This window comes from Propionibacterium acidifaciens DSM 21887 (assembly GCF_000426605.1).
In the GTDB taxonomy this organism is placed as follows: Bacteria; Actinomycetota; Actinomycetes; order Propionibacteriales; family Propionibacteriaceae; genus Propionibacterium; species Propionibacterium acidifaciens.
Genome location: NZ_AUFR01000001.1, coordinates 43,938 through 58,700, shown reverse-complemented (window position 1 = coordinate 58,700; position 14,763 = coordinate 43,938). Strand labels below are relative to the sequence as shown.

The window sequence follows — 14,763 nt, the reverse complement described above, 5'->3', positions numbered from 1 at the left end:
CGCCGATGCCACCAACCAGCGGTGGCGTCACGGTTGCGATTGTGCACCCAGCCCCTCTGCTGCGCCAGCAACGCGCCAGCCCTGGACCTTCGCCTCACCCGTGCGCGTCACACACCCACGAAATGCGTCCACCGTCGCCAGTCGGGTGGCACACTGAGCGTGTCCCGCCCATCCGAGAGGATCCCCCATGTACCTCGTCATGCTCGAGACCAACGGGAACCAGCGTTACATCTTCTCCTCCCCGCGCCTGCGCGAGAGCATCGGTGCCTCGTTCCAGCTGACCCGTCTCGCCTCTTGGACCAAGGAGGCGCTCGGCGAGCCCAGCGTATGCCACCCGACCGATCCCTGGGTCTCCCGCTCCTCCGGCAAGGTCATCATCATGGTCGATGGCGAGTCGGACGCCGTCTCCCTCATCGGCCGGGTGACCCGCCGGGCGCTCGCCGAGGCGCCCGGTATGGACGTCTCGGGCGTCTACGTGGACATGGGTGGCAAGAAATACGTGGACGCCGCCGCGCTCAAAGAGGTGCACATCAAGGCCGCTGAGTACGCGCTCTCCCGCCCTCCGGCTCTCGCCCGCTTCTCCCAGATGCCCTTCCTGACGCGGGCGAAGGACTCCGTCCTCCCCGCGGCCCCGCCCCTGGGAATCCGCGACGAGGCCACGGACGATACGAGGACGGCCCTCTCCCTGCCCTCCCGAGTTAAACGTCACCTGGCACTCGCGTCCAGGGAGAGCCTTCTCGACCGGGCGCGAATCGAAGGCGGCCTTCCGGATGAGGAGCTCGCACGAGACCCCCTGAAGCTGGAACGCATGCTCCAGCCGCTGGGCGATGACGACTCACTCGCCCTGTCGAAGATCGCCGTCATCCACATCGACGGCAACGGCGTCGGCGCCATCATGCGGGACCTCGACATGGCGATGAAGAAGGTTCCGGACGGCGACTTCCGGAAGGAAGTCCGCTGCGAGCCAGACGACCCCGACGCTCTGCGCCGCTTCCTCCTGAAGGTCAACGAACGACTGGAGAACAGCGTCATCCAGGCCTTCGTCACCGCTTGGAGAGACGTCGCCAACTGGGCGTGTCGCCGGACGGGCCGCGAACACACGGCGATCCCTGTTGTCCCCGTCATCCTGGGCGGTGACGACGTCACCGTCATCACCTCCGGCGACTACGCTCTACCCTTCGCCGCTTCCTTCCTCGCACACTTCGAGAAGCAAACAGAAGAAGACGGCCTCCTGAAGTACCTCCACGGTGTCGACAAGGTTGCAACCGGGGAGCTTCAGCCCGAAGACGTCATCCCCGCCCCGATGACCGCTGCCGCCGGAGTGGCGATCGTGCGCCGCAACTTCCCCTTCCACATCGCCTACGAGCTCGCGGAGAAGCTGGTCGGTCGCGCCAAGGGCGTCGGCAAGAACGAGAATCCGCCGTGCTCCACCCTGGACTTCCACGTCCTGTTCGACACCACCGTCATCGACCCTGACGGCCAGCTGGGCGGGTATAAAGACTTGAGCACACGCCCGTTCTGCTTCGTCGAGCGCGCGCCGGACGCGGCGTCAGAGTCATTTCCGCAGGCTCCCGCCACGTGGGAGGACACGTGCCGCCGAGTCGCCCGGTTCAGGGGGTTCCGGGACCCCGACGACACAGACGACAGGACCGAGCCCTTCCCCCGTACCCGTGCCGCCCGGATCCGCAAGCTCCTGTCCGACGGTAAGCGCGACGAAGCAATGAAGCACTGGAACGCCGCGAAGGACAAGACCGGGACAGACCTTGACAAAGAGCTCGGCGACCTCACGGCCCTGTTCGACCTGCTCGAACTGGCCGACCTCCTGCCCGACTCCTACCTGCAGGAGACCACGGGACTCACACCACCCGAGGCCAGCACCAACCCCACGTCGACGCCAGCGGAGGCACTCTCATGACGCACACGCTCCCTCTCGCCGTCGTCTTCCGCTCCGCCTGGGGCGTTTCCACCGGCACGGGCATCGCCGGCGGCGTCGACTCCATCGTCGAGAAGGACGCAGCGGGCCGCCCCGTCGTCCGAGGAACCGTCCTGACCGGCGTCATCCGCGAGCGGGCGGTCACCGCGGCACAAGCACTCGATGACGGCGCAACCGACGGCCCGTGGAGCCGGTTCGCGCGCGACCTGTTCGGCCCCGGCCCCGACGACGACGGCCAGGACGACCGTCGTCAGCGCCACGTCATCTTCTCCGACGCAACCGTGGCCGGAGGCAGGGACGTACCGGTTCACGAGGTCGTCTCCCTGTCCATCGACGACGAGACGGGCACGGCCCGCGAGGACTTCCTGCGCTTCTTCGAGCGCGCGGGCGCGTGCCGCCTCCAGGGCACGGTCACCCTCGTTGACGAGGACGCCGAGGGGCGCAACCTCACGTGGTCCGACGAACAGCGCGACGCCGCCCGTCTGCTGCTGGCCCTGTCCGGACTGCTGGTGCGGGGCATCGGCTCCAACCGCTCCGACGGCGACGGCGTGTGCGACGTCCTCATCGGGGCCGACCCGGCCCGCCAGGCGGATGACGGCGAGCTCCTGACGAAGGTGCGCACGTGGTGCAGCACAGCGATGGACCGTCTCGCACCCGAGGCGGCCGCCGTTCCCGCGGCCACGGCAGCCGTCGTATTCCCCCGGGTCGCCGCGCAAACAGCGTCCTCAGCCAAGGCCGAGCCGCTGCCCGGCGGCAACCACGCCAGCACGGCCCCGTGCTCCCCGCAGTGGTGGTCAACGACCCTGACCATCGACCTGCTCACCCCGGTCGTGTCCTACGACGTGCCCATGTCCAACGAGGTGCGCTCGCTGGACTTCCTGCGCGGAACGGTCATGCTGCCCTGGGTCCACCGGCTTTTGCGGCGAGCGCTGACGGGCAACGGCGCCATCCGCGACGCCGTCGTGCACGGCCGGCTGCTGGTCTCCGACGCACTGCCGGTGGCGGGTGACATCGTCGGTCTGCCGACGCCGCTCGTCCTGTCCACCCCGAAAGTACGCAAACCGGACCAACGATGGCGGCAGGTCACCAACCGACTGGTTGCGGAGGAGCCGCAGGAGGTGCACTCGCCACTGCGCAGCGGCTTCATCTTCCCCGGGTGGGAGGCTCCGCCATCAGAACCGCCGGGCGAAGGCAGCAGGCCGGACGACGAGCTTTCCGGCGGGCTTGGAGCGCCACCGCTCACGGGCCGCCAGGCGACTGCGCACTCGGCTGCCACCGGCGCCGCGAAGGACGGGGCCCTGTTCCTCGTCCGGGCGCTTCCTGCCGGCCTGAGGCTCCGGGCAACGGTCACCCTGTCGAAGGACCTGGCCGACGTGCCGGGCGTGAGGGAGGCCCTCGCAGCGGGAAGCGCACGTGAGGCGCGCCTGGGATCGCGCCGACTGAGCGGCGCCTACGGACACGCCACCTGCACCTTCTCACCGCTGACCAAAGTGACGGCCCCGCCCGTCAGCACCGGGGAGACCACCCTGTGGTTCACCTCCGACGTCCTGGCGCGCTCGGCCGCCCTGGGCCCCGGCGGCAGCCAACAGGACCTGGTGAACAGCTTCGGCCGCGCAGGTGCGCGCATCGAGGTCTACCCGGCGAGCGATGACCGCTTCACTGCCGGCATCCGGCACCGCCGGGTGGACTCATGGTCGGCGGCAGGAGGACAGCCCCGCCCCACGCGCACGGCGATCCAGGCCGGTTCGGTGCTACGCGTCCTGGCCCCCGATGAGGCGGCTGCCCGCGCTCTGGCAGACCTGTCCGTCACCGGCGTCGGAGACCTGACGGCCCAGGGATTCGGACGCTTCGTCATCGGGCACCCCCTACTCGATCAGAAGCGTTTCCTCCTTCGGGACCTCCATCGCACCGACTTCATCAACCCCGCCGATGTCGCAGCCTCCCAGGAGGAGCAGTCATGAGCATCACCCGCTTTGAGCTGACGATCCACCTGACAACCACGTCGCCCCTGCACTCGGGCGGGGTGGATGCGATGGTCGACCCCACGCGCGAGGGCTTGGACCGGGAGGTCGTCGCCACCAGGTTCGCCCGCGACGCCCACGAACGCCCGATCCTCACCGGCCGTTCGGTCAAGGGGGCGGTGCGCGCCGCCTGCGCCAGGTACCTGGAGTCGAATCCCGAGTCCGACGTCGCCGCGGCACTGAAAAATGCGCAGGCCAGCCTGTGGGGCGACAGGGGCAAGAAGTCGCCAAGCGGCACGCCTCTGCGGGCCTCGGCCCTGACCTTCCACACCGTCGAGATTCCTCAGACGGCGCTGGTCGGCTCCGAGCCGGACGAGTCCTCCAACATTGAGAGGCGGGAGACCGGTTCAGGCGATCAGTCGCGCAGGCCGGCCCTGCCCCGCCGGGTCGGCATCGCCATGAACCGCTACTGGGGCGCCGTCGGGGATGGAGCGCTGTTTGAGCACGAGTTCGTGCCCGGCGGCACTGAGCTGACGCTTGTCATCACTGCGGAGGGCGTCGATGGCGAGACAACGGAGAAGCATGCGAGGAGCACGGGCAAAGCCGACAACGCTCCCGGCGGGGACACGACCGCAGCTGCAGCACCACGGCCCGCGACGGCGGCTGAGGTCAAGGCGCTCCTGAAGCTCATCGTCGGACTGTTCCAGGCTGGGCGGGTCTTCTTCGGGGGCAGGCAGGGGGCCGGCTGGGGACGGGTGGAACTCGATGAGAAGAATCCTGCGGAGTTCCGGGAGCTCACCCTCAGCAACCGGGCCGACCTGAAGGCGCTGCTGATCCCGACGGACTGCGATTCCTCGTCGTCCGGCACGCGGCTGACCCCGACGGACTGCGGTTCCTCCGCAGGGACTCGCATCACCATCACCTGGAACAGCCCCGCCGGGATCCTCGTGGCGGACCCGGGGCTGTCCCAGCAGGACAAGGCCAAGCGCAAGAAGGAGCGTGAGGCCGCGCTCGCTGAGGGCGGGGACGTCGATGACGAACCCGTCCCCACCGTGTCGCTGCGCGCCGACGGTACCGACGACGGCACGCTCGTTCTTCCCGGGAGCTCGGTGCGCGGGGCGCTGCGCTCACGGGCCTCACGAATCGCGCGCACGGTGCTGGTGGGGGCACTCGGACACGAGCTCGACGACTGGTCGAAGTCCGGGGTCGGGGTCCATGACCAGCTCGCGGCCGACCCCACTCTGGTCCGCGACCTGTTCGGCACCACCGAGCGGCGCGGAGCCCTGTCGGTTCTCGACACCCTCGCGTCTTCGGCGGGCACGTGCCGGACCATCACCCACAACGCGGGCGACCGGTGGACCGGCGGTGTGGCCGAAGGGGCCCTGTACAGCGAGGAGGTGCACGACGTCGAGTGGAACGCGATCACCCTGGAGCTGGACCCCAACAGGCTGCCCGCGGACGACAACCGCCGTCGTGCCGCCTGGTGCCTGTTGGGCCTCGTTCTGGCCGAGCTGGCCACCGGCACGCTTCCTCTGGGCAGCAGGGGAACCCGCGGACTGGGGCAGGTGGAGGTCAAGGGGCTCACCGTGACGGGCCTGGAATGGCTCGGGCTTCCCGATGGCGGAACCAAGAGCTTCAAGGCGGGCGCGGGCCGGAGCGGGCGCGACGTCGCCAAGGCGCTGCTGGAGCACCTGAGGGCCGTCAATGCGACGATTACGCCGAATGCTGGCGCAGACGCTGCTGGGTGGTCCTCCTACCTCATCGACACCGAGGAGAAGCGCAATGGCTGAGACACTCACGATGCCGCCGTTGAAGAAAGCGATGTGGTCCTGCTCGTCCGACGGCAACGGGACGCTTGACGGTCTCCTGGCGAAGGTTGCCTCCGTGGGTTCCCTTGCCGGGGTCGCCTACACGACGGCGAGGGCGCGCGCCATCACCTCGGTCTCCGACGGGCGCCTCCGGGCCTCCGATGGTGCGGTTGAGGAAGGAACCGTCTACGAAGTGAGGATATGGAAGACGTGTCCGCCACCGGACGGCCCCGTCCTCGCCCACGAATGGCGCTGGCTCAACGGGTCCGGCTCCGCCGAGATCACCGTCTGGGCGATGACGGAAGGACGGTCGGGAGGCGAGTCGTGCTGGTACCGCAAGAACGCATACCTCCAGCACGGCGCGACCGAACCCTTCAACAAACCCGAGGACACGATGACCAGCATCGAGATCTTCACCGACTCCGAGTACGGCAACACGGTCTTCACCGACGAGCTCATGACGGGAACATGGGGGCCCTCCAATGGCTGACTTCGCGTCCTTCCATTCCTCCGTCAACCGGATTCCAGTGCTGCGAGCCTCTGCGCACAGGCTTGCCCAGCACACGGTCCTGCCTGGTGACCTCTTCCTCGACGGACCCGCACCGTCGCACGACCACCTCGATCCGCAGCGCTGGTCCGGCTCGGTTGACCTGGAGATCACGGTGCGCACACCGCTGGTCTTCGGCGAGCAGACCACCACGGAAGTCCCCGTCCGGCCGGGCCGCTCAGAGCAACGTCACGTCGTCGATCTTCCGCTCGACGCCGATGGAACCGTCCGCGTGCCGCCGACCATGGTCAAGGGCATGATCTCCCGCGCGTACGAAACCTTCACCTGCTCGCGTTTCCGAGTCTTCGGGGACGTGGAGAACCAGGGCGGGTTCCGGCGGACGGCCGATGATCGCTCCGTGCCACTGACGTACCGGGCAGATCCGGCCGCAGCGAACCAGCTCCTTCCCGGACGCGTCTGCGAAATCGATGGCGGTCGACTCGGCGTCGAGGTTCTCGACGGATTCGGAAAGAACGCACGAGTTGCTCTGATCAGGGACGATCTCAATGACGGTCATGGGACGATTGTCCGCACAAATCATCCTCGTATTCAGGCCGGTCCCGGAGGGGCGTTGAGCGACAAGCAGGTCTTCGCCCGCTTCCGTCAGCTCACACGGCACGGGGAGCAGGTCGAAGTTCGCCTCACGCAGTGGAAGGACAGTAAGAATACGCCGCATCTCATGGTCACTGGAGTGTGGGATGAAGATGACTTGGAGGTGTTCTTCCAGGTCGAAGGCAGCAAAGTGACGCATTTCAACGTATGGGGATATCCCTGCCGGACTGCCCCTGAGACGAAGTCCGCGCACGATCTGTTCAAAGAGAAAACCTACGAACGATTCTTCTTCAAGTCTGCGCATGATGGCCACAGACTTGACGGCCTCGTGCTGCCCCTCACCGACGAGCATGTGGCCAGGTACGCCACGGTCCTTAGGTCCTACCGGGAGCAGCAGAAGGTGCACAGCGGAGACAAGCACCCGCTCAACCGTGCAGCCGAGACTTGGGCAACAGGCTCATCTCGGCCGCTCTCTGCAGGCGACTTGGTCTTCGTCAGGCTTGACATGCTCTCCACCTCCGCCCAGGACGGGATTCCCGACACGGCTCAGGTCATCGACGTCTTCCCGACAATCGTCGGCAGACGCTCCTACGATGCCTCGCCTCGAGAACTGGCAGACAAGCAGGGCGTTCTCCCGCTGGCGTCGCGGAAGCAGGCGTCGGCGGCCGACCGGCTTTTCGGTTACGTGGTCCCGGATGCTGCCGATGGCGCCAAGGGCGGGGACGTCGCCGCCCGCGGCCGGATCATCATCGGGCCGGTCGACGGTTCGCGAGTCCGCATCTGCACCAAGAAGAAGGTACTCACGCCTCTTCTGATGCCCAAACCGTCGTCGGCCAGACGGTTCCTCACCGACGCCTCCGGCGGTACTCCCAAGAACAAGAACGGCGGCGTCCTCCGGCGCGATGATTACTTCGCTAAGGGGCAGTTGCTTGGCACTGCGGCCTATCCCGTGCACCGCAGGCTCCTTGACGGCAAGGACCTCGACGCCGACGGTTTTCCACAGCCAGCGACGAGAGCCGCGGTCCTGGGCGGTCGGGAGCAGACCAATGACGCGGTCCGTCTCACCGTCCGCTCCTGGGTCGAGGCCGGCAGTGTCCTGCGCTGCACCGTGTCCTTCACCAACCTGTCCCAAGATGAGCTCGCGGCGCTCCTATGGGTTCTCACGCCGGAGAAGCTCGTCCCCTCGGAGGAGCGCGAGGTAGCCGGCCCCGATGCCGTGGGATGTCTGCGCCTGGGTCTCGGCAAACCCCTCGGTCTGGGCGCCGTCGAGGTCCGCATTGCGCCGAACGGACTCCGAGTGCGCACCGGTACGGACCAAGCCGAGGGTTACGCGTCTCTGAGCAATTGCCTCGGTTTGACCGAGCCGACCGTGCCCACGACTCGCTTCCCCCTTCCGAATGAGGCCGTTCTTCTCAAAACCCCGTGGGTGCGCGCCATGCAGCGCGCCGCCTTCGGCTACACCGATGGCCGGGAGGTCAGGCATATGAGCCTGGACGAGAACAAGGAGAACAACCAGACCAACGGCAAGACCGGTGAGCCGCATCCAGGCAAGGGCCTCTCCCCGCGCGACATGTTCGGCACCGACTCTGGAAAGCCGATTATCGTCACCGAGCGCCAGCGAGGTAGAGCTGAGCATCCACAAAGCGGGCGGCGACGTGGCGCTCGGCGGTAGCCGTGTCTTCGCGTAAGGGCAAATCGATGACAACCTGGCATCACGCATACAATGGCATTCCAACGGTCAAAGACTGGCACGCCGTTGGGCGGAACGGCTTCGTCGGCAACCGCCCGCCTTCCGGGCACGACTACCTCCGGCCGAATGATCTCTCGGGCGAGCTGCGCGTATCCCTCACAGTTGTGTCCCCGACCGTTCCCGGTCAGGGCACCAAGGACGGGCGGGTCGTCGTCGCCTCGCGCAGCGGAGCTACTGGCGGTGCCACGAACTGGGATGATGTGTCCATCCCGGTCAGCACCCTCAAGGGCGTCCTGTCCTCCGCCTACGAGGCGGTCACCGCCTCGCGCATGCGCGTCTTCGCGGGCCATGACCATGTGCTCACGCACCGCCGTACCACCCAGGAATCCGCGATTCTCTACCCCGTGTTCCTCGTCCCAGATCCAGGCGCTCGCAAGGGAACCGGCCTGCGAGCGCGCATCATGCTCGGAAAGAACCCAAGGCTCAAGCCGGGGCAGTGGGAAGAGCCGCCGTATCTGTGCGCGGTCGTCCTGCCGAACTCGGAGAACTCCCGTACATCCCTGTATAACCAATCAGGCGGGCTCATGTACTCCGGGGCCGTCAAGGATAGGAAGAAAAAATACCACGGCGGAACGAGCCGCGAGGACGTCGCGGCACGACTCAGCCTGCTCAGAACCGCGACGCCTCACCTCAGCAGGATCACCTTCACCATGCAGGAGGAGAGGTTTTACCAAACAAAGCGTCTCATCGTGGCTTCCATCAACGGCGAGCGCTTCTGCGGTGCTACCAAACGGGGCTCAAAGACCAACGGTCGCTCCTACACCGGCTACGTCGTCCGACTCACCCCCGAGGGCTCAGACCCTCTCATTGACACGAAGCACAACGAGTTCATCTTCTTCGACAACGATCAGAACCGAACCTACCGCGAGGTCTCCGAACGGGTTCTGGCGGGCCTCGTCGAGGTCATCCACAGCTACCTGGAGAACATCCGCACCCTCAAACGCCAGGAGGCGCGCCGCCATGAGGCCGGCGCACCGGACGAGTCCAAGACCCGCCGCTCCGACGCCCCGAACACCTGGCTCATCCACTCGATCCTCGACGCGTCCCACGGCGGGCCGGGCCTCAGCGCGGACCGCGAGGCGATCGAGCAGTACCTGAGAAGGCTGGCCGCCGCCGACCCTGGTGTCCCCCTCTTCGCCTCCATCGACTCCACGGGCACGATCACCGGACTCTCCCTGTCCCAGGTGGGCAGACGCGTCAGCAGCGGCGCGCGCACGCCCGCGGAGCTGGCCGAGGCCGGCGGTATCACCCCAGCGCGGGGCTATGCCGAGGCCTCCCTTGCGGACCGCATGTGGGGCTTCGTCGCCGACACCAAGGACGAGGGGCAGGACCAGGGAGCGGCAGTACGAGGACGCATCACGATCCACCCGATCACCCCAGCTCTGCAGCCCGAGGACGAGAACTGGCTCAGGTTGCCGGAGGGCGACAGCACGGGCTGGATCCTGCCGACGCTGGCCAGCCCGAAGCCATCGACCGGCGTGCCGTACCTCCATGGGAAGAACGGTAGGACACCCCCGGAAAAGACGACCCGGAGCGAGACCTACGCGGACGACCAGCGCCTCATCCGAAAGGTCTACCCGTCTCACCGTTTGCAGATCGATAAGTCGATCGAGTCCATCCCGAACGTCAAGCCCCTGACCGGCTCCCCGGGCCCCAGCGAGACCGCCGTCGGCTCCTACCTCGCGCCGGGAGCCGCCTTCACGACGACGATCAGCTTCGAGGGGCTGACCAGGCAGGAGCTCGCCGTCCTCGTGTGGCTGCTGACCCCCGAGCGTCTGGTGCCCGACGGCGAGCGACGGACCGGCAGGTCTCCCGTCGTCGGCTATCACAGGCTCGGCTTCGGCAAGCCCCTCGGCCTCGGGATGGTCGAGATCAGGGCCACCGCCGTCATCGTTCACAGCGGTGTCGAACTGGCCAAGACCTATCGGGACCTGGAGGGATGCCTGGGCCTAACCGCCCCAAGTGAGACGGCCGTCCCAGAGCTCCTCAAGGATCTGCCCGCAGACTTCGAGAGGAGCCTGGCAGTGCGGGCCTTCGTCCGCTCCGCCTACGGATGGAGTGACGATTCGCTCGTCCAATACCCCGACGCGGACTGTCCCGCCACAGATGACGAGATATCCCCCATCACGACATGGTTCAAGAACCGCGAGGAGAACCGGGTCAAGCACAAGACAAATCCGCAGAAGTACCCTTTGGACAACCGCTACAACCTTCCCGGCTTGGCCGATCCCCCGGCGAAATAATCCAATTCCTGAAGCGCCTCACATTTTTCGGACACCGATAAAGAGTAGTGTTCCCATGCATGAGGAGGCTTATGCAAAATTCAATTCCATGAGCCCGCCGGCTAGACGTTTCACTTGGATTGCGTCAAGGTTTTGCACAAGCCCCCCTGAGCGGACGAGGGCCGCCGCTTTCTTCGGGGGCTCGGCTCCCACCCGGACTTAACGGAGCTCCGCCTGCAACCGTCGTGACCTCCGGCGTCCTTCTTGTTCTCGCGCGCATAAAAACGCCCCAGCCAGGGGTTTTGATCCGAAATCAGCAACTCTCACGCGCAGGGCCGAAATGGCACATGCAAACGACAAAAGACCTGCTGGCGCGTCAATGCATCAACGCCAGCAGGCTCTTCGTGGAGGTGGCGGGAATCGAACCCGCGTCCTGACGAGGCGGACCAGGTCTTCTCCGGGCGCAGTCGACTTGACGGTCTGCTCGGCCCCCGCACTCACGTCGACGAGTTGCGGCCAGGCCCAGTCCGGGAGGAGTCCCCAGCGATCCCCCCGGACACAGACCACTGAGCAAGCCTTCTGAATGAGGCCAGGAACCGGACGGAAGGCTACGTCCGGGCTGACCCTTCGGTCACTGATCAGGCAGCGAGAGCGAAGTCAGTGCGATTGGTGTCGGCACTTGTTGGTTCCCAGAGGACATTAACGAGACGACTCTGGATTCTCGGCCCGCTTCTCCTGGAGCTACCACTCCAGTCGAAACCGATCACCCCCTGTTGAGTTGTCACCGACCCGGTGGCGAACCACGCGGAACGGCTGCACTGCAAGTGTACGCGCCGAGGCCACCGAACCGAAGCTCACTCGCAGGCGACGCCATCGCCGTCCCGGTCGAGCTCTGAGCGGTAGCCGGGCTCCCCGCGGTACAGCGGAGCCGCCCCCGCCGCGCGGGCCGCGCTGCAGTTCTTGTAGTAGGCGTACCCGCCGTCGGCGTCCGAGCCTCCACCGGTGCCGCCCCCGCCTGTTCCGGTGTCTGCGGTCCCGCCGCCCGCACCCTGGTCGGTGCCGGAACCGGCGCCGGCGTACTGGACCGGGGCGGTCACCGTGGCCGTCACCTGCTCGGTCACCGTGACGGTCGGCGCGGGAGTGGGGCTCGTACTCGGCGTCACCGTCGTCGTGGCGGTGGCCGTCCTCGTCACCGCCGGGGAGCACGAGGCCGACGACGCGGGCTCCGCGCTGCTCACCCCGCCCAGCACGCCGATGAACAGGGCCGTGATGCCGGTGCCGATGGCCACGGCGAGCGGATGCTCGTGGAGAAGACTCATGGTGACGCCGCTTTCCCTCAGGATGAGGACGGAGCGGCCGTGGCGCCCCGACCGCCGCCGCGAGAACCCCCATCGGCGCCACCAGATGAATTTTAAACAAGGGATGAGTGGGGGTTCCCCCTGATGTTCATCAGGTGAGACCCCACTGCTCCGTCTCGTCGCGGCGTGGCGCCGTGGCAGGGCCCCGGCGGGTGACGGAGAGCGCCGCTGCCGCGTTGGCCGCCGCCAGGGCATCGTCGAGGGCGGCGCCCTCGGCGAGCCGTGCGGCGAGCACTCCGGTGTGGGTGTCGCCGGCGCCGGTCACGTCGACGGCCTCGACAGCGCGCCCCGGGGTCGTGACGGGCTCCTCCGAGCCGCCGCGGGTCGAGGTGCAACCGGCCGCCCCGGCGCGGACGACGAGCACCGTCCCGTCCCGCAGCCCGAGGCGCCGGCGCACCGTCCGGTGCAGCTGCTCGTCCGGCGGCCCGGCCCCGGCGACGAGCACGGCCTCACGGGCGCTGAGCGTCAGGACGTCGAGCACACCGGTGAGGGCCCTCAGCGCCGCCACGGGGATGTCGAGCACGAGCGGGCCGGGGTCGAGGACGACCAGCGGAGCGGCGCCGCACTCCCCCAGCCAGCCCGTGATCGTCGAGCCGCTGATCTCGTACATGAGGTCGTAGCCGGAGACGCAGAGCACGTCGCCGGCGCCGGGGCGGATCCCGGCGAGGTCCGCCGGCCTCAGCATGCTCTCCGCCCCGGGCACCGTCACATAGGTGGGTTCGACCCCCGGCGCGCGGAAGGCGATGCAGAAGCCCGAGTCCTCGCACGTGTCGACGGGTCCGGCGACCGTGATGCCCTCCCCCGCCAGGGCGTCGGCGATGAGTCGTCCGTGGGGGCCCGATCCGATGCGTCCGGCGTGGACGGTGGGCGTCCCCTGCCGGGCCGCCGCGGCGACCAGGTTGAAGCCGCCGCCCACCCGGGCCCGTGAGCCCGAGGCGATGACGTCGCCGCCGGCTGGGGGCAGGTTCGGCACGTCGATGCCGAGGTCGACGATGATCGACTCGAGCGAGACGACCCGACCGGCGCGCGCCCCGCTCACAGTCGCTCCGTCTCGACGGGTCGCCCGACGAGGCGACGGCCGACCGCGTGGAGCGCCGCGCCCGTCAGACCGGCGACGAGCCAGCCCATCGAGTTCTCACCCAGCCAGGTGCCTGCGAGCGGGCCGGCGAACCACACGTCGTCGCCGACGGCGGCCGTGGTGAAGCACAGCCCGGCGGCGATGGCGATGAGCCAGGGGCCGAGGGCCGCCCAGTTCACGCCGCCCGTGTACCAGTAGGTGCTGCCCCTGGCGGTGTCGGTGAGGCCCGCCGTGTCGTAGACCCGTCGGGTGGCCAGGTCGACGGCGCAGACGCCGGCCCAGGCGGTGAGTCCCACGGCGAGGAGCGTGAGGAAGGTGGTGAAGGGGCCGTAGAAGTCCTCGGCGACGACGGTGATGTAGAGCCCGCCGGCGAGCACGAGGACGCCGTCGATGCACACGGCGGCCATGCGGGTGATCCGGATGCCTCCGGTCAGCAGGTTGAGCCCCGAGGAGTACAGCGACAGATCGGCGGCCGCGATGAGGCCGGCGGCAGCGGCGAGCAGATACGGGACGAGCATCCAGGCGGGCAGGCTGGCCCCGATGGCGGCGACGGGGTCGGACGCGGAGGCCAGCCCGGGGTCGGAGCCGGCCATGAGCGAGCCGGTCGTGATGAGGACGACGAGCGGGATGCCGGCGCCGCCGACGACGGCGGCGATCAGGCCTGCGGACGAGACGGTGCGGGGCAGATAGCGGGCGTAGTCGGCGCCGGCGGCGACCCAGCTCAGGCCGGTGCCGGCCGCGATGTAGCCCAAGGCGCCGAGCACGGACGAGGGGCCGCCGGCGGGCAGGGCGCCGACGGCCGGCCAGTCGACGGTCACCGCCAGCAGGACGACGACGGCCAGCGTGAGGGCGCCGAAGATCCATGTGAGCCACTTCTGGATCCACATGATCGTCGCATGGCCGAGCAGGCCGATGACCGCCGCAATGGTGACGACGAGAAGGATGCACCCGACGATGACGGGCGTCGTGACGGGAACGCCGAGGATCCCGAGCACGGCCAGCAGGGCGAAGCCCGCCGTGGTGCACATCGTCGTCTCCCAGCCGACGAAGCTGATCCAGCTGACGATCGTCGGCCCCCAGTTGCCCCGCACCCCGAAGACGGCGCGCGAGGCCGTGAGGCCGGGGGCGCCGCTGCGCCTGCCGGTGGTCGACAGCCAGCCGACCAGGGCGAAGGAGCCGCACGAGCCGGCGATCGTCACGAGCAGCGCCTGCGCGAGGTCGAGGCCGTAGAGGGTGACGAGGGCTGCGCCCATCGTGATGCCGAGCACGCCCATGTTGGCGCCGAACCACATCCAGAACAGGCTCCCGGGGCCGCCGCGGCGCTCGCTGTCGGGCACCGGTTCGATGCCCCGGGTCTCGATGCGGCCGACGCCGCCGGATGTCTGGTCGTTCATGCGGGTGTCCTCGGTGCGGGTCCTGGTCCGCGCGCCCCGTCCGGGGGGATCCCCGGGCGGGGCGCGGCCCACTCATTGTGCACCGCTCTTCGGAGGGCTGATGGCCCGCCCGCCGTGTTCGTGACACCGCCGACAGGATCGGATCATGCGTGCGGACCGG

9 protein-coding genes and 1 other RNA gene are annotated in these 14,763 nt (G+C 68.2%); 6 read left to right on the top strand and 4 right to left on the bottom strand.

Going from position 1 to position 14,763, the window contains the following annotated elements; genetic code table 11:
• Positions 1-379: 379 nt before the first annotated feature.
• The 6 genes from K336_RS0100255 (at position 380) to K336_RS0100230 (ending at position 10,794) form a co-directional block, all read left to right on the top strand.
• The gene (locus K336_RS0100255) at positions 380-1,915 is read left to right on the top strand and encodes a Cas10/Cmr2 second palm domain-containing protein (protein ID WP_211223404.1); all 1,536 of its coding nucleotides are present in this window, start codon (positions 380-382) and stop codon (positions 1,913-1,915) included.
• Positions 1,912-3,894, top strand: coding sequence for an RAMP superfamily CRISPR-associated protein (locus K336_RS0100250; RefSeq protein ID WP_028705992.1), 1,983 nt, complete (start codon positions 1,912-1,914; stop codon positions 3,892-3,894). Before K336_RS0100255 ends, K336_RS0100250 begins: the two co-directional genes overlap by 4 nt.
• Positions 3,891-5,684, top strand: coding sequence for an RAMP superfamily CRISPR-associated protein (locus K336_RS0100245; protein WP_028705991.1), 1,794 nt, complete (start codon positions 3,891-3,893; stop codon positions 5,682-5,684). Before K336_RS0100250 ends, K336_RS0100245 begins: the two co-directional genes overlap by 4 nt.
• Positions 5,677-6,192 (top strand): hypothetical protein, encoded by a 516-nt coding sequence (locus K336_RS13235; protein ID WP_021796953.1) that lies wholly within the window; start codon positions 5,677-5,679, stop codon positions 6,190-6,192. Before K336_RS0100245 ends, K336_RS13235 begins: the two co-directional genes overlap by 8 nt.
• Positions 6,185-8,473, top strand: a complete 2,289-nt coding sequence (locus K336_RS13230) for a hypothetical protein (RefSeq protein ID WP_051245254.1) — start codon at positions 6,185-6,187, stop codon at positions 8,471-8,473. The genes K336_RS13235 and K336_RS13230 overlap by 8 nt, the downstream gene beginning before the upstream one ends.
• 182 nt (positions 8,474-8,655) lie before the next feature.
• Positions 8,656-10,794, top strand: coding sequence for a hypothetical protein (locus tag K336_RS0100230; RefSeq protein WP_155944932.1), 2,139 nt, complete (start codon positions 8,656-8,658; stop codon positions 10,792-10,794).
• 381 nt (positions 10,795-11,175) lie between these two features.
• On the opposite strand, the gene ssrA is transcribed toward K336_RS0100230, so the two are convergent.
• From ssrA to K336_RS0100215, 4 genes are all read right to left on the bottom strand, one after another.
• Positions 11,176-11,544: a transfer-messenger RNA gene (gene ssrA / locus K336_RS17310) on the bottom strand.
• Between the two features lie 83 nt (positions 11,545-11,627).
• Positions 11,628-12,092, bottom strand: coding sequence for an excalibur calcium-binding domain-containing protein (locus K336_RS0100225; protein WP_081660439.1), 465 nt, complete (start codon positions 12,090-12,092; stop codon positions 11,628-11,630).
• Positions 12,093-12,222: 130 nt separating this feature from the next.
• Positions 12,223-13,170: a PfkB family carbohydrate kinase gene (locus K336_RS0100220; RefSeq protein WP_028705988.1), complete on the bottom strand. Its 948-nt coding sequence runs from the start codon at positions 13,168-13,170 to the stop codon at positions 12,223-12,225.
• A complete protein-coding gene (locus tag K336_RS0100215) occupies positions 13,167-14,603 on the bottom strand; it encodes a purine-cytosine permease family protein (RefSeq protein ID WP_028705987.1) in 1,437 nt (478 codons plus the stop codon). Before K336_RS0100215 ends, K336_RS0100220 begins: the two co-directional genes overlap by 4 nt.
• Positions 14,604-14,763 lie beyond the last annotated feature (160 nt).